Origin of the sequence: Agromyces agglutinans, assembly GCF_009647605.1 — a bacterium.
GTDB classification, from domain to species: domain Bacteria; phylum Actinomycetota; class Actinomycetes; order Actinomycetales; family Microbacteriaceae; genus Agromyces; species Agromyces agglutinans.
Genome location: NZ_WJIF01000002.1, coordinates 284,710 through 296,982, shown reverse-complemented (window position 1 = coordinate 296,982; position 12,273 = coordinate 284,710). Strand labels below are relative to the sequence as shown.

Below are 12,273 nucleotides of genomic sequence, written 5' to 3'. Positions count from 1 at the left end.
GCGGGCCACCGGCGAGGGTCGACGGATGCCCGCCTACGGCAACGGCCCGTCGGGCACGGCGGCATCCGTCGGCGCGTCGAGTGCACCGCCGGCCGAGACGTCCGCCGGCGCCTGCTGCCGCCGGCTCAGCCAGAGGAACGGCACGGCGAGCACCTGGAACGCCCCGCTCAGCACGAGCGAGCCGGGGTATCCCCAGAGGTCGGCAGAGCGGCCGAGCACCGGCTGGATCACCGCACCGCCCGACGACCCGAGCAGCGAGTCGAAGGAGAGCACCGTCGCGCGCTGGCGCGACGGGATCATGTCGTTGAGGTACGCCTGCTGCACGGGGCCGGCCGCCGCATCGACGAGACCCCAGACGACGAGCAGCACGAGCGCGACCCAGAAGCTGCGGGTGAGTCCCAGTGCGACGAGCACCCCCGTGCTGACGACGAGGCTCAGGATGATGGTCGTCGTGCGCTTGCGGAAGCGGTTGCGGACCCAGGGCGCCATCCAGCCGCCGATGACCTGCGACCCCGACAGGATGGCCGCCGCGAGGCCCGCGATCGAGTACGCGCCCGCGTCGCCCCAGAGCTCGACGAGGTAGGGCTGCAGCGCGTAGAAGACGTAGAAGCCGACACCGCTCGTGAAGAAGGACGCGAACATCACGTACCGTACCGACCTCACGCCGAGGCCGTACTTCAGCGACGCACGGACGACCTCCTTCGTTGCGCGGATCGGATGCGCGCGTCCCTCGGGCGTGAAGCCGAGGTCTCGCATGACGAGCGCCGCCACGACGAACATCACGACCAGGATGCCGGCGCGCACGAGGAACGGCACGCCCAGGTTCGTGAGCTGCGCCAGCGCGCCGCCGGCGAGCGAGCCCACGAACATCGCGGCGCCCGACACCGCGAGTCCGCGCCCGAACACGCGCTCGAGGTCGCCGCGGTACCCCGTCGCGGTCAGGGCATCGACGAGCCACGCCTCGACCGCACCCGAGAAGAACGTGAAGCCGAGCCCGAGCAGCACCGACACGACCGCCCACGCCCAGAACGGCCCCTCGACCACCCAGAGGAGGTAGTAGAGCACGGTGGTCGCCGCGAGGGTGACCGTGCCGAGCAGGTACGACACCCGGCGGCCGAGCGTGTCGGCGACGACGCCGGTCGGCACCTCGAAGATGAGCATGCCGAGCGAGAAGAACGCGTTCGCCGCGAACGCCTCGAGATTCGAGAGCCCCGCGTCGAGCAGGAACAGCGTGTTCACGCCCCAGATGAAGGATGCCGCGAGCGTGTTGCCGGTCAGCAGCGTGAAGTACACCGCCTGCACGCGGCGCGCCCCGCGGTTCACGCCGGCGCCGGCGCCGGTTGCTGCGTCTGCGTTCTCGGGCACCCTGCCACCCCCGGGGCCATGTTCCTCCCTCCGGCATGCCACGGCAACGGATGCCCCGCTTCCGCAGTAGTCTCCGGGCATGATGCGCCTCCTGATCCGGCTCGCGGTGTTCCTGGGTTCCGCGGCGCTCGGCCTGTTCATCGCCTCGCTCCTGATCCCCGGCTTCCACGTGCACCTGGCCGGATTCCTGTTCGCGATCATCGTGTTCGCCGTCGCGCAGGCGCTCATCGCCTGGCTGGTCGACCGCCTGTTCCAGCGCTCGGCGCCGACCATCGCCGGCATCGCCGGGCTGCTGTCGACGTTCCTCGCACTGTGGCTGGCGACGCTCCTCTCCGACGGGCTCAGCTTCGACGGCGTCGGCGCGTGGATCCTGGCCGCGGTGGTCGTGTGGGTGGTGACCGCCATCATCGGCTGGCTCGCCGCGAAGTACCTCGTGCCCAGGCCCGAGGCCAATCGCGCGCGCTGAGTCGCCGCGGCCCTCGGCGGCCGCGCGAAACCGAGCAGGATTCGGCATCGGTTCCAGGACGGGTTAGCATGCTCTGCGCGGCCAGCCCCGAGGCCGCCGAACCCGAACCGGAGCATCCCCCCATGCGCAAGCGCACCGTCGCGCTCATCGTCGCCGCAGCCCTGCTCGCCGCCCTCGTCGGCGGGGTCTACTGGGCAGGCCGCCACCTCTTCCACGAACCGACCGCCCGCGGCGTCGACTCCGTCATCGGCGAGCTCGGCGGCACCCGCGTCCTCGGCGTCTTCGCGCACCCCGACGACGAGCAGACCGTCAACGGCCTGTTCTGGCGCGCCAAGCGCGACGACGGCGCGTACACCGCGATGATCACGGCGACCCCCGGCGAGGCCGGCGAGCAGTCGCCGCAGGTCGGCCGCCAGTCCGACCTCGCCGAAATCCGGACGGCTGAGGCGCTGAAGAACAGCTGGAACCTCGGCGTCGACCGCCATGTCGTCTGGGACTACCCCGACGGCGGCGTGCCCGACGTCGACGAGCAGGAGCTCGTCGACCGCGTCGTCGCCGAGATGGAGCGCGTGAAGCCCGACGTCGTCGTCGGCTTCTGGCCGGAGTCCGGCGCGACCGGCCACGCCGACCACATGCGCATGGGCGAGATCACCGAACGGGCGATCGCCGAGCTCGCGGCATCCGACGGCGCCTACTCCGGCCCGACGCACCTCGTCTACACGATCAGCCCCTCGACCGCGCTCTCGATGTTCGGCGGCGAGACGGGCGCCTTCGTGGTCGAGCACCAGCCGAAGCCCGACCTCGCGATGAGCGCCGAGCCGCAGAAGAAGCACGAGGGCTGGAGCATCCACGCCTCGCAGGCGAACTTCATGCAGGAGTCGTACCTGCTGCCGAACTGGCTGACGTACCTGCTCTGGGACCAGGAGTTCTACTCCGTGCGCGACCTCTCCGAGGACCCGATCCGCTGATCGCGCGACGGGTCATGCGCGACATGCGATGGATGCCTCGCGCCGACGCGCCCGGGATCGGCCATGATCGGAGCATGACCGGGGAATCCGCCAGCGCCGCCGCCGAGGCATCCGCTCACGACGAGGCATCCACGAACGGTGCGGCGCCTGCCGGCGCACCCGATCGCGGCGACGTGATCCGCCAGCGGATCATCGACGCGGTCGCGGTGTTCCTGCTCTCGACGGTCGCCGTGCTGACGGCGTGGTGCGGATTCCAGTCGTCGAAGTGGGGCGGCGAGATGTCGATCGCCTTCAGCCAGGCCTCGAGTGCCCGCGTGCAAGCGGCCGACTATTCGAGTCAGGCGCGCGACGCGCGAGCGAACGACCAGGCGATCTGGGTCGAGTGGGTGCTCGCGAACCAGCGCGGCGACACCGCGTTGATCGAGTACATCGAGGAGCGGTTCACGCCCGAGTTCCGCGTCGCGTTCGACGCGTGGGACGCGGGTGGCCGGGAAGCCCGGGGACCGTTCGTGCTCGAGGAGTACGTGCCGCCCGGCACTGAGGAGGCGGCCGACCTCAACGCACGCGCCGACGAGCGGTTCCAGACCGCGCTCGAGAACAACCAGCGCGGCGACAACTATTCGATCCTGACCGTGCTGTTCGCGCTCGTGCTGTTCCTCACCGCCATGTCGCAACGCGACCTGCAGCCGTGGGTCACCCGGACCCTGCTCGGGCTCGCGATCGTCGTCGCGATCGCGGGAGTCGTCATCCTGCTCACCTACCCCGTGAAGATCTGAGCCCATGCCCGACCTCACCGCCTCCGACGGCACTCGCCTGCACTTCGAAGCCTTCGGCGATCCCGCCGGTCGGCCGGTCGTGCTCATCGCCGGGTTCAAGGCCGCGGCAACGACCTGGCGATCGCAGGTGAAGCCGCTCGCGAAGGCCGGGTACCGGGTGATCGCCTTCGACCGGCGCGGGCACGGGGCATCCGACGTCGGCCCCGCAGGAAGCCACACGATGACCCGGCACGGAAAGGACCTCCGCGACCTGCTCGAGACCCTCGACCTGCACGACGCCACACTCGTCGGCGGGTCGATGGGCGGCAACGCGATCTGGGCGATGCTCGCCGCGACGGGCTCGGCGCGCGTGCGCGACGTCGTGATCGTCGACCAGACGCCGAGGATGCGTAACGCGCCCGACTGGCCGCACGGGTTCTACGACTACGACGACTCGAACGCCGACACCTTCTTCGCGACCTAGATCCCCGACCCCGGCCGGTACACGCTGCGGTCGAAGGGGGTCGCGCGCATCGTGCGGCTGCTGCTCGCGATGCGGCCGTCGGCGGCCGACCGCGAGTTCACCGCGGCCGAGCTCGAGCTGTTGAACGACCATGCGAAGCGCGACTGGCGCGAGGTCGTCGCCGCGGCCGACGTGCCCGCCCTCTTCGTCGCCGGCGCCGAGAGCGAGCTGTGGCCGGCCACGCACGCGGCGGCCTCGGCCGCGCTCAATCCGCTCGCGCACTCGGCCGTGATCGAGCGCGCGGGTCACGCGACCAACATGGAGCAGCCCGCCGCGTTCAACCGCGGGCTGCTGGAGTGGCTGGCGCGCTGACGGGCCGGTATCGCTGGGCGACGACGCCCGACCGGAACTCCCTGCGGTCCACGAGTTCGAGCTTGATGCGCTCGTGCATGCCGCCGAGCAGCGTCGGCCCGTGCCCGGCGAGGACCGGCTGCACGAGGAACTCGTACTCGTCGATCAGCCCCAGGTCGGCCAACGCGACGGGCAGCGTCACGCCACCGACCCACAGGGTCTCGCCCGGCTGCTCCTTGAGCCGCCGGACGGCCTCCGCCAGGTCGCCCCGGACCAGCTCGGCATTCCAATCGACGCGGTCGAGCGTGCCCGAGACGACGTGCTTCTCGGCCCGGTCGATGGCCTCGGCGAACGGGATCTCCCACTCCTCCATCCAGTCCGGCCAGGTTCCCGTGGCCGGTCTGCGCCAGGCGGCCTCCATCATCTCGTAGGTCACCCGGCCGAAGAGCAGGGCGTCGGCCCGCTCCATCTCGGCGGTCCAGTAGCGCATCGACTCCTCGTCGGGCGGCAGCCCCGCCTCGTGATGGCAGCAGCCGTCGAGCGTGACGTTGATCGAGTATCGGAGTGTTCTCATCGCGGTGCCCCCTTCGATGCGGGCCGCCGCGAGCGCCGCGAACGCGCCCTGACGACGGCCGGCGCCGCCATCGGCGCCCGGTCGCACACACTGTAACGCGCGGGACCGACGCGCAAGCGGGCGCCCTATTCCGGGAACGCCTTGCCCGGGTTCAGCACGCCTCGCGGATCGAGGGCGTCCTTGATCGCACGGTGCATCCCGAGCACCCGCTCGCCGAGTTCCTCGCGCGCTCCCGGCAGCTTCAACAGCCCGACCCCGTGCTCGCCCGTGACCGTGCCGCCGAGCGCACGGCAGTCGTCGACGATGCGGTCGAAGGCGAGCTTCGCCCGGGCCTTCGCCGCGTCGTCGCCCTCGGGCGCGATGATCAGCGGATGCAGGTTGCCATCGCCCGCGTGGGCGATGTTCGCGATCACGACGTCGTGATCGGCGGCGGCCCGCTGGATGCGGGCGAGCATCTCGGGCACCGCCGAACGCGGCACGCAGATGTCCTCGGTGAGCACCGGGCCCAGGCGCTCGAGCGATGGGTACGCGAGCCGCCGGGCGAGGAAGAGTCGGTCGACCTCCTCGGGCGACGCGCCGCGCTCGACGCCGAGGGCTCCCGCGTCGCGCATGAGCGCGGCGACCGCGTCGGCCCGCTCGGCGCCGACGGCACCGGGCTCGTCGACGGTCGCGAGCAGCATCGTGTCAGCGCCGTGCGGCAGGCCGAGGTGCTGCCACGCGTCGACCGCCTCGATGCACGTCCGGTCGATGAGCTCGAGTGCCGAGGGAACGACGCCGGCCGAGGTGATCGCCGCGACGGCGCGGCCCGCGTCCTCGAGCGAGCCGAACGATCCGACCACGGCGCGCTCCTCGCGACCCGCGAGCGGCAGCAGCTTCAGGATCAGTTCGACGATGATGCCGAGCGTGCCCTCGCTGCCGATCATGAGCGCGGTGAGGTCGTAGCCCGTCACGCCCTTCGCCGTGCGCCGGCCGAGGTCGACGACCGAGCCGTCGGCGAGCACGACGCGCATGCCGAGCACGTAGTCGCGCGTCACGCCGTACTTCACGCAGCAGATGCCGCCCGCGTTCGTCGCGGCGTTGCCGCCGATCGTCGAGATGCGGTAGCTCGCCGGGTCGGGCGGATACCAGAGCCCCACGGCGGCGACCGCCTGTCGCAGGTCGTCGTTGATCACGCCGGCCTCGGCGACCGCGTACCGCTCGGCCGGGTTCACCTCGACGATGCGGGTCATCCGCTCGAGGGAGAGCACGATCGCGCCGGCCGACGCGTTCGCACCGCCCGAGAGGCCGGTGCCCGCGCCGCGCGGTACCACCGAGAGACCGGATGCCGCGGCGAAACGCACGACGGCGACCACGTCGTCGACCGACTCGGCGAACACCACGGCCACGGACTCGGCGAAATCGGCCCACTCGGCGTCGTCGTGCGCGTACTCGGCCAGCACCGCGGGGTCGAGGCTCACCCGGTCGGCGGGCAGCAGCACGGCGAGTGCCGACCGCGCGGCGCCGAGATCGATCGATTCGGGCTCGGTCGGCTCGAGGCGGATGGGGGCATCCGGCGCAGGCGGGGCATCCGAAGATCGCGCATCCATGATGCATCGAGCGTAGTCCTGCGCGCGGAGCGCTCGAATTCGCAGGATGAGACGTGCCGGAGGTCCGTATTCGGCCCTGCGATGCGTCTCATCCTGTTTTCTCGGCGACACCCCGTTTTCTCGGCGACACCCCGTTTTCTCGGCGCGCCCCTGTTTTCTCGGCGCGCCCCTGTTTTCTCGGCGACACCCCGTTTTCTCGGCGCCTCCCCGTTTTCTCGGCGCAGCCGTTGACTTCGCCCGCGCGTCGGCGTAGCGTAAGCGAATCGTTACATAAGGAGTTGCTTACATGGGCGGTGCCGTCGACGACCTCAGCCTGGTCTTCCAGGCGCTCGCCGACCCGACCCGGCGCGCGATGCTCTCCCGCCTCGCGGCCGGGCCGGCGACCGTCGGAGAACTGGCCGAGCCGTTCGCGATGAGCCGCCCCGCGATCTCGCAGCACCTCAAGGTGCTCGAGCGCGCCGGGCTCATCGAACGCACCGCCCACGCGCAGTGGCGCACCTGCACCCTGCGCACCGAACCGCTCGACGAGGCATCCGAATGGGTCGACCGCCACCGCGGCGAGTGGAACGAGCGGTTCGACCTGCTCGACGAGCACCTGCGTCGAGTGAAGCGCTCGGCCGAGCGGGCCGCACCGCAGGGCGGCGCACCCGGCCGACCGAAGGAAACACCATGACCGAAGGGGGTACCACCATGAGCGAGCGCACCGCGACCGCCCAGTTCACCATCACCCGCGTCTTCGACGCCCCGCGCGAGCTCGTCTGGCGCGCCTGGACCGAGCAGGCCGATGCCGCCGAGTGGTGGCATCCGCGCGACATCACGATCAAGCCGGGCAGCGTCGCGCTCGACGCGCGGCCGGGCGGCAGCTACGCCTACACGATGGTCGATCCCGAGGGGCGCGAGTACCCGACGGCCGGCGAGTACCGCGAGGTGACGCCTCCCGAGCGGCTCGTGTTCACCTGGGGATCGCCCGGCGAGCCCGCCGACGCAGCCCCGCTCATCACCGTGACGCTGCGCGAGCTCGACGGCGAGCGCACCGAGATGCTCTTCCACGTGCTCGGCGTCGACGCGCAGCCGGGTGATGACGACGCCTACGACGGCTGGAGCTCGGCGTTCGACCTGCTCGGCGAGCACCTGTCGGGCACCGCACCCGAGGGCGCATCCTGATGGCGCGCATCATCGTCGAGCAGATCGTCACCGCCGACGGCTACGCGAGCGACCCCGACGGCGGCATCGCGTTCTTCGAGTCCGTCGAGGAGTTCGACGCGACCGACGCCGACCAGCTCGAGCTGCTCGAGCACGTCGACGCGATGCTGCTCGGCCGCGTGACCTACGAGATGTTCGCGGCGTACTGGCCGACCGCCGATCCGGCGGTCGAGCCGGTCGCGACGCCGATCGCGCGCCTCGACAAGCACGTGGTCAGCAACACGCTGACGGATGCCCCGTGGGGCGAGCACGCACACGCCGAGGTGCATCGGGGCGACGGGGTCGCCGCCGCACGCGCGATCGCCGACCGCATCGACGGCGGCCTCATCGTGTGGGGCAGCCTCACGCTCGCCGACGACCTGCTGCGCGCGGGCGCGGTCGACGAACTGCGGCTGCGCATCGTGCCCGTGCTGATCGGAGCCGGACGATCGTTCACGCCGCCCGACCTCGGCGAGCGCCGGCTCGAGCTCGACCACGCGGTGACGCATCCGGGCGGGCACGTGGGGCTGCACTACCGGTTGCGGTGAGCGGGGGCGGGCGAGACGTCCGTCGCCTCCGTCGCCGGGGCATCCGTCGCCTCCGTCGCCGGGGCATCCGTCGCCTCCGTCGCCAGGGCATCCGTCGCACGGCGGATGCCCCGCCCGCGGCATCCGGCTAGCGTGATGTGGTGACCAGCGCACCTCCCGTCGTCGACGGCGTCGAATGGGTCCGGCCGAGGCCGGACCGACGCGGCCTGCGCGGCGATGCGATCCTCGCCGTCGCGCTGCTGGCCGGCACGATCGCGAGCTGCGCGCTGTACCGGGCGACGGGCTGGGCCGAAGACGAGCCGTTCTGGACGAGCCTCGTCTGGGCCCCGCTCATGTCGCTGCCGCTGGCCGCTCGCCGCGTCGCGCCCGAGATCGTCGCGGTGGTGCTCAGCGTGACGTTCGTCGTCGGCGCGCTCACCATGTCGGGCGACCTGCTGTTCAGCAACATCAACCTGTTCATGGCGATCTACGCGGTCGGCGCATGGAGCAGGCACCGTCGCGTCAGCCAGGTGGTGCGCGGCGCGATCGTCGTCGGCATGATCGGCTGGCTGTTCTGGGACCTCATCGTCTCGTCGAACATCCCCGACCGCCTACCCGACCTCTCGCGCGAGGGCGGGCTGATCTCGCCCTACGTCGCCTACGCCCTCATCAACCTCATCACCAACGTGCTCTACTTCGGCGGGGCCTGGTACTTCGGCGACAGCGCCTACCGCTCGGCGCGTTCGCGCGCCGCGCTCGAGCAGCGCACCGCCGAACTCGCCGCCGAACGCGAGCGCAACCGCGCGCAGGCCGTCGCCATCGAACGGCTGCGCATCGCTCGCGAGCTGCACGATGTCGTCGCCCACCACGTCTCGGTCATCGGTGTGCAGGCCGGCGCGGCGCGGCGCGTGCTCGCCCGCGACCCCGAACAGGCTGCCGAGTCGCTCACGGCGATCGAGGCGAGCGCCCGTGAGGCCGTCGTCGAGCTGCACGGACTGCTCGGCACCCTGCGCGACGGCTCCGTCGAGGCAGCGGCGAATGCCCCGGCCGAGCGCGCTCCGATCGAACCGGCCGCGCGTTCCTTCGACCAGCTGGCGGCGCTCGTCGACGAATCGACCGCGAGCGGCCTCGCCACGACCCTCGCCGTGATCGGCGAGCCGACGGAGACCAGCGGCACCGTCGGGGTGACGGCGTATCGCATCGTGCAGGAGGCCCTGACGAACGTGCGCAAGCACGCCGGCGCCGCCGCGACCGCTGAGGTGCGCGTGCGCTGGAACGAGGGCACCGTCGAGGTCGAGGTGGCCGACACGGGCATCGGCTCGACCGGCGGGGCGAGCGCCGCAGGCGCGGCCGACGCGGCCGGTGCGGCCGCTGGGGCCGGTGCGGCCGCTGGGGCCGGTGCCTCGGGCCGCGCGGGCGCGGCCGGACGCAGCGGCTCGGGGGGGCTGGGGCTCGTGGGCATGCGCGAGCGGGTCGCCGCCGTCGGCGGATCATTGGAGGCGGGGCCGCGGCATCGCGGGGGTTACCTCGTGCGGGCGACCCTGCCGCTGCGCCGCGGTGACGAGGCGGCATGAGCATCCGGGTGCTCGTCGTCGACGACCAGGCGCTCGTGCGCGGCGGGTTCCGCACGATCCTCGACTCGGAGCCCGGCATCGAGGTCGTGGGCGAGGCCGCCGACGGCGCGGCCGCGATCGACGCCGTCGCCGAGCTCGACCCCGACGTGGTCTGCATGGACGTGCAGATGCCGGGCATGGACGGCCTCGAGGCCACACGCCGCATCGTCGCCGAGCGGGCCGAACGCCCCGGCGTCCTGGTGCTCACGACGTTCAACCGCGAGGACTACCTGTTCCAGGCGCTCGAGGCCGGCGCGAGCGGGTTCCTCCTGAAGAACTCGAGCCCCGAGCAGCTCATCGACGCTGTACAGGTCGTCGCCCGCGGCGACGCGCTGCTGTCGCCCGACGTGACCCGTGCGGTCATCGCGGCAGCCGCGACCCGCGGTCGGGCGGCGGTCGCGCCCATCGATCGTCCAGTTGTGGCGGGAACGGGCGCGACGGAGCCACCCGAACTGGACCGTCGATCCGCCGGGGGCGGGAGCGGCCGGTCGGATGCGTCGGCGCCGGCGCCGACGCCGGCCCCGAGCGAGCTCGCGACCCTCACCGATCGCGAGCGCGAGGTGCTCGAACTGCTCGCCCAGGGCATCTCGAACGCCGCGATCGCCGAGCGGCTCTGGGTCGGCGAGGCGACGGTCAAGACGCACGTGTCGAAGGTGCTCCAGAAGCTCGGCCTGCGCGACCGCGTGCACGCCGTCGTCTACGCGTACGAGCACGGCGTGGTGCGCGCGGGCTCGTAGCCCGCGAGTCAGCGGCCGGGCCGCCCGGCGGGCTCGCCGGAGGCGGCGTCCGCTGACGCATCGGCCTCGCCGGGAGTGTCACCCGCGGACGTGACGTCCACCTCGCCGCTGCCCGCGCCACGCTCCGTCGCGTCCTCCCCGGTCGGCGGCACCGACTCCTCGTTGCCCGCGTACTCGGCCGAGAGCACCCGGTACGACCGCGTCGTGAAGGCGAGCAGCGCGAGCACGATCATCGCGATGCCGGAGAACAGGAAGACCAGCGCGATGCCGCGCGCCTCTCCCTCGCCGAGCACCCAGCCCCAGGCCTGCCGGCCGGCATCGGTGTCGAGGTAGGGGATGATCCAGAACTCGGCGATCGGCGCGATCAGGAACGCCGTGACCGGGGCCGCCGCCGACTCGACCGCGGCCGCCAGGCCGAACACGCGGCCCTGCCGGCGGAACGGCACGACCTTCTGGATGACCGTCTGCTCGGAGGCCTCGACCGCGGGGATGAGGCACATGTACGCCCAGATGCCGAGCGCGTACAGCCACCACCACTCGCGGATCGTGAACAGCGCGCCCAGCGCACCCATGGCGATCACCACGAGCAGCATCGTGCGGATCGGGTTCGCACCCAGCCCGAACTTCGCGATCACGAGTCCGCCGATGATGAAGCCCGTCGCGGTGACGCCCAGCACGACCCCCCAGGCCTCGACCGGGAAGAGAGTCAGGCCGTAGGGATCCATGAGCGCCATGTAGACGCCGCCGATGAGGTTGTTGAACGTCGAGAAGATGATGAGCGCGAACAGGCCGGGCGCCGCGCGCACGGCGCGCACGCTGCCGCGGAAGTCGAGGTTCGAGGCGCGCTCGCCTTCGGCGGGCACCGGCTGCTCCTCGGGCACCTTCAGGAAGAAGAGGTGCACGAGCGCCACCAGCGTCAGGGCGATCGCGATGACGAGGGTCCACCCCATGCCGAGCAGCCCGATCGCGAGGCCCGAGAACACGCTCGTCACGATGAAGGCGATGCCCTGCACGGTGCCGACCATGCCGTTGGCGTTCGCGTGGCGCTCTTCGGGCACGAGCAGCGTGACCGTGGTCGACAGGGCGATGTTGCGCATGTGCTCGACGACCGAGCCGAACAGGATGATGCCGGAGAACGCCCAGAACCACGGGCCGCCGAGGTCGACGAGGGCGGACTCGGGCTGCAGCAGGTAGAGCACCCCGGCGATGATGAACGACCCGAGCGTGACGAGGCTCGAGAAGATCATCACCTGGAGCTTGCGGTGCCGGTCGACGATCGACCCGAACAGCATCGCGAAGAACGCGATGAGCAGCATGTATGCGCCGCCGATGATGCCGGTGGCGAGCACGGACCGGGTCTCGAGGTACACCCAGAAGGTCAACGCGAACCACAGGAAGCTCGTCGTGACGTTCGCGAGCGCGGTGTTGACGAGCACCTGCAGGAAGGTGCGCATGCCGTTCGGGGGCGGCACCACCGACCCCGGCGAAGGTGCGGAAGCCTCGGTTTCACTCACCCGGTCAGGGTAATCAGCGCCTCCGACATCCGGTACCCCGGAAGCGGACGGACGGCGTCGTCATCCTGCCTCCGCCATCCCCATCCCCCGCACGGCGGAGCCGGGCGTGGCGCTGCGACGGGAAACCCGCCCGGCGACGGATGCCTCGCGCCCGAGGCATCCGTACCGTGAA

General features: G+C 71.7%; 14 protein-coding genes. 10 read left to right on the top strand and 4 right to left on the bottom strand.

Going from position 1 to position 12,273, the window contains the following annotated elements; all coding sequences use genetic code 11:
* Nucleotides 1–33 precede the first annotated feature (33 nt).
* The gene (locus GE115_RS04590) at nucleotides 34–1,323 is read right to left on the bottom strand and encodes an MFS transporter (RefSeq protein WP_312854947.1); all 1,290 of its coding nucleotides are present in this window, start codon (nucleotides 1,321–1,323) and stop codon (nucleotides 34–36) included.
* 121 nt (nucleotides 1,324–1,444) lie between these two features.
* On the opposite strand from GE115_RS04590, the gene GE115_RS04585 reads away from it, so the two are divergent.
* From GE115_RS04585 to GE115_RS18735, 5 genes are all read left to right on the top strand, one after another.
* Nucleotides 1,445–1,831: a phage holin family protein gene (locus tag GE115_RS04585; RefSeq protein ID WP_153683604.1), complete on the top strand. Its 387-nt coding sequence runs from the start codon at nucleotides 1,445–1,447 to the stop codon at nucleotides 1,829–1,831.
* A gap of 122 nt (nucleotides 1,832–1,953) precedes the next feature.
* Complete coding sequence (locus GE115_RS04580; protein ID WP_172979697.1) at nucleotides 1,954–2,799, top strand: PIG-L deacetylase family protein; 846 nt, start codon at nucleotides 1,954–1,956, stop codon at nucleotides 2,797–2,799.
* Nucleotides 2,800–2,873: 74 nt separating this feature from the next.
* Nucleotides 2,874–3,575, top strand: coding sequence for a hypothetical protein (locus tag GE115_RS04575; protein WP_246190543.1), 702 nt, complete (start codon nucleotides 2,874–2,876; stop codon nucleotides 3,573–3,575).
* A 4-nt stretch (nucleotides 3,576–3,579) separates the two neighbouring features.
* Nucleotides 3,580–4,038: an alpha/beta fold hydrolase gene (locus tag GE115_RS18740; RefSeq protein WP_246190542.1), complete on the top strand. Its 459-nt coding sequence runs from the start codon at nucleotides 3,580–3,582 to the stop codon at nucleotides 4,036–4,038.
* A 51-nt stretch (nucleotides 4,039–4,089) separates the two neighbouring features.
* The gene (locus tag GE115_RS18735; RefSeq protein WP_246190541.1) at nucleotides 4,090–4,389 is read left to right on the top strand and encodes an alpha/beta fold hydrolase; all 300 of its coding nucleotides are present in this window, start codon (nucleotides 4,090–4,092) and stop codon (nucleotides 4,387–4,389) included.
* On the opposite strand, the gene GE115_RS04565 is transcribed toward GE115_RS18735, so the two are convergent.
* Both GE115_RS04565 and GE115_RS04560 read right to left on the bottom strand, forming a co-directional pair.
* Complete coding sequence (locus GE115_RS04565; protein ID WP_153683602.1) at nucleotides 4,355–4,942, bottom strand: dihydrofolate reductase family protein; 588 nt, start codon at nucleotides 4,940–4,942, stop codon at nucleotides 4,355–4,357. The two genes, GE115_RS18735 and GE115_RS04565, sit on opposite strands and share 35 nt — an antisense overlap.
* A gap of 125 nt (nucleotides 4,943–5,067) precedes the next feature.
* Nucleotides 5,068–6,528 (bottom strand): FAD-binding oxidoreductase, encoded by a 1,461-nt coding sequence (locus tag GE115_RS04560; protein ID WP_153683601.1) that lies wholly within the window; start codon nucleotides 6,526–6,528, stop codon nucleotides 5,068–5,070.
* Between the two features lie 286 nt (nucleotides 6,529–6,814).
* Here GE115_RS04560 and GE115_RS04555 point away from each other — a divergent pair, with 286 nt between their 5' ends.
* From GE115_RS04555 to GE115_RS04535, 5 genes are all read left to right on the top strand, one after another.
* The gene (locus GE115_RS04555) at nucleotides 6,815–7,201 is read left to right on the top strand and encodes an ArsR/SmtB family transcription factor (RefSeq protein ID WP_153683600.1); all 387 of its coding nucleotides are present in this window, start codon (nucleotides 6,815–6,817) and stop codon (nucleotides 7,199–7,201) included.
* Nucleotides 7,198–7,692 carry an SRPBCC family protein gene (locus GE115_RS04550; RefSeq protein WP_246190540.1) on the top strand — a complete coding sequence of 165 codons (495 nt, stop codon included), beginning with the start codon at nucleotides 7,198–7,200 and terminating at the stop codon, nucleotides 7,690–7,692. Before GE115_RS04555 ends, GE115_RS04550 begins: the two co-directional genes overlap by 4 nt.
* Complete coding sequence (locus GE115_RS04545; protein ID WP_153683599.1) at nucleotides 7,692–8,258, top strand: dihydrofolate reductase family protein; 567 nt, start codon at nucleotides 7,692–7,694, stop codon at nucleotides 8,256–8,258. The genes GE115_RS04550 and GE115_RS04545 overlap by 1 nt, the downstream gene beginning before the upstream one ends.
* A gap of 140 nt (nucleotides 8,259–8,398) precedes the next feature.
* Nucleotides 8,399–9,811, top strand: a complete 1,413-nt coding sequence (locus tag GE115_RS04540) for a sensor histidine kinase (protein ID WP_153683598.1) — start codon at nucleotides 8,399–8,401, stop codon at nucleotides 9,809–9,811.
* Nucleotides 9,808–10,587, top strand: coding sequence for a response regulator (locus GE115_RS04535; protein ID WP_153683597.1), 780 nt, complete (start codon nucleotides 9,808–9,810; stop codon nucleotides 10,585–10,587). The genes GE115_RS04540 and GE115_RS04535 overlap by 4 nt, the downstream gene beginning before the upstream one ends.
* 8 nt (nucleotides 10,588–10,595) lie before the next feature.
* Here GE115_RS04535 and GE115_RS04530 read toward each other — a convergent pair whose 3' ends face one another.
* Nucleotides 10,596–12,041 (bottom strand): MFS transporter, encoded by a 1,446-nt coding sequence (locus GE115_RS04530; RefSeq protein WP_153683908.1) that lies wholly within the window; start codon nucleotides 12,039–12,041, stop codon nucleotides 10,596–10,598.
* Nucleotides 12,042–12,273 lie beyond the last annotated feature (232 nt).

Coding starts and splice junctions, on each gene's coding strand:
- GE115_RS04585 (WP_153683604.1), top strand. CDS start 1,445: ATGATGCGCCTCCTGATCCGGCTCGCGGTGTTCCTGGGTTCCGCGGCG.
- GE115_RS04535 (WP_153683597.1), top strand. CDS start 9,808: ATGAGCATCCGGGTGCTCGTCGTCGACGACCAGGCGCTCGTGCGCGGC.
- GE115_RS18740 (WP_246190542.1), top strand. CDS start 3,580: ATGCCCGACCTCACCGCCTCCGACGGCACTCGCCTGCACTTCGAAGCC.
- GE115_RS04530 (WP_153683908.1), bottom strand. CDS start 12,041: ATGCGCACCTTCCTGCAGGTGCTCGTCAACACCGCGCTCGCGAACGTC.
- GE115_RS04555 (WP_153683600.1), top strand. CDS start 6,815: ATGGGCGGTGCCGTCGACGACCTCAGCCTGGTCTTCCAGGCGCTCGCC.
- GE115_RS04545 (WP_153683599.1), top strand. CDS start 7,692: ATGGCGCGCATCATCGTCGAGCAGATCGTCACCGCCGACGGCTACGCG.
- GE115_RS04550 (WP_246190540.1), top strand. CDS start 7,198: ATGACCGAAGGGGGTACCACCATGAGCGAGCGCACCGCGACCGCCCAG.
- GE115_RS04560 (WP_153683601.1), bottom strand. CDS start 6,528: ATGGATGCGCGATCTTCGGATGCCCCGCCTGCGCCGGATGCCCCCATC.
- GE115_RS04580 (WP_172979697.1), top strand. CDS start 1,954: ATGCGCAAGCGCACCGTCGCGCTCATCGTCGCCGCAGCCCTGCTCGCC.
- GE115_RS04575 (WP_246190543.1), top strand. CDS start 2,874: ATGACCGGGGAATCCGCCAGCGCCGCCGCCGAGGCATCCGCTCACGAC.
- GE115_RS04565 (WP_153683602.1), bottom strand. CDS start 4,942: ATGAGAACACTCCGATACTCGATCAACGTCACGCTCGACGGCTGCTGC.